The 1,491-nt window shown below is 65.4% G+C and carries 2 protein-coding genes; one reads left to right on the top strand and one right to left on the bottom strand.

Translation table 11 applies throughout. The annotated features are described in order from the left end of the window. The first annotated feature begins 4 nt into the window (after window positions 1-4). Window positions 5-931 (top strand): tRNA pseudouridine(55) synthase TruB, encoded by a 927-nt coding sequence (gene truB, locus Q0331_RS08500; RefSeq protein ID WP_298075942.1) that lies wholly within the window; start codon window positions 5-7, stop codon window positions 929-931. On the opposite strand, the gene Q0331_RS08495 is transcribed toward truB, so the two are convergent. Continuing rightward, window positions 928-1,491, bottom strand: a 564-nt coding sequence (locus tag Q0331_RS08495) for a 4'-phosphopantetheinyl transferase (protein ID WP_298075941.1), incomplete at its 5' end; no start/stop codon positions are given. The two genes, truB and Q0331_RS08495, sit on opposite strands and share 4 nt — an antisense overlap.

The following is a 1,491-nucleotide window of genomic DNA, read 5'->3' as shown; positions in this document are numbered from 1 at the left end:
GGGTATGAACCAACGCAGTGCCCGTTCCGTCCTGAGCCGCTCTGGGGTCGTCCTCGTGGACAAGCCCTCCGGTCCCACCTCGCACGACATGGTGGCCAAGCTCCGCCGGATCATGGGTACGCGCCGGGTCGGCCATTCGGGCACCCTCGATCCGCTGGCCACGGGGTTGCTAGTTGTGGGCGTCGAAAGAGGGACAAAGTTCTTGGCCCACGTCGTCGCCCACGACAAGCGCTACGAGGCAACCGTCCGCTTAGGTGCCGCCACCCACAGCGACGATGCGCAGGGCGACGTGCTTTCCACCGCCTCTCCGCAAGAACTGCAGGCAATCACCGAACAGCAGGTCTGCGACGCCTTCGCTGCGCAACGGGGCGACATCATGCAACGCCCGACCTCGGTTTCTTCCATCAAGATCGACGGAAAGCGCGCCCACGAACTCGTCCGCGAGGGCCACGACGTTGTGCTGCCCGAGCGGCCCGTCACGATCTTTGCTCTGGAGGTGCTCGATGTTGTTGTGGATGACGCCACCTCGTGCATCGACGCCCACATTTCCGTGCACTGCTCCAGCGGTACCTACATCCGGGCGATTGCCCGGGACGTCGGTGAGGCTCTGGGGGTGGGCGGACACCTGACGCAGCTCCGCCGTACTTCGGTGGGGCCCTTCGACGTCTCCGAGGCGCGCACGCTGGAACAAATCGAGGAGAATCCAAGCCTCACGCTCACCTTGGACGAGGCGATGGTGCGCTGCTTCGAGCCCCGCGAGATCAGCGAGTCGGAAGGCGTAGACCTTTCCCTCGGCAAGTGGTTGGAACCCGTCGGCAACCAAGGCGTGCGCGCCGCGGTCACGCCTTCCGGTCAAGCCATCGCCCTGATCGAGGAAAAGGGCAAGCGCGCTTCCAGCGTGTTCGTCGCCCGCCCGGCGGGAATGGACTAGCGAGCCGGAACGGCCGCAGCGGTGATCACGTATCCGTTGCGGATGGTCCAACGCCCTTGGATGAACGGCACCGGCACCGGGCGCGCCAGCAGATACGAGGTGAACGTACCGTCGGGGCGCAGGTCGATGTCGGCCTGGTCGAAGTCCAGGAAGCGGTGCGTCAACGGGAACCACGTCTTGTAGGTGGCTTCCTTCGCACTGAACAGCACGGTATCCAACAGCTGAAGATCCTCGGAGCGCATTGCCTTGTGGATGCGGCGTTGCTCACCCAAGTTGGCGATCGTGTTAAACACGCCTTCCGGCAGCGGGCGAGCCACCTCCACGTCGATGCCGACGGAGGCCCAGCGGTCGGATGGCGCCAACAAAGCCGCGCGAAAGCCGTCGGTGTGGGTCAGCGATCCGGAGATTCCCTGCGGGAACAGCGGCATCCCGCGCGGCCCGCGCAGGATGGGCGGGTGTGCGTCCATGAAGTTCTTCAGCGCCTGGTGTGCGCACCAGCGCGAATCGCCGAAGTCGGCCTTACGCCGGTCCACTGCCCCATCCACCAGAGCCTGCTCCTC

The organism is uncultured Corynebacterium sp. (assembly GCF_937999985.1).
Classification (GTDB): domain Bacteria; phylum Actinomycetota; class Actinomycetes; order Mycobacteriales; family Mycobacteriaceae; genus Corynebacterium.
The sequence above is the reverse complement of the archived record's forward strand: the minus strand, read 5'-3'. Positions and strand labels throughout refer to the sequence as shown.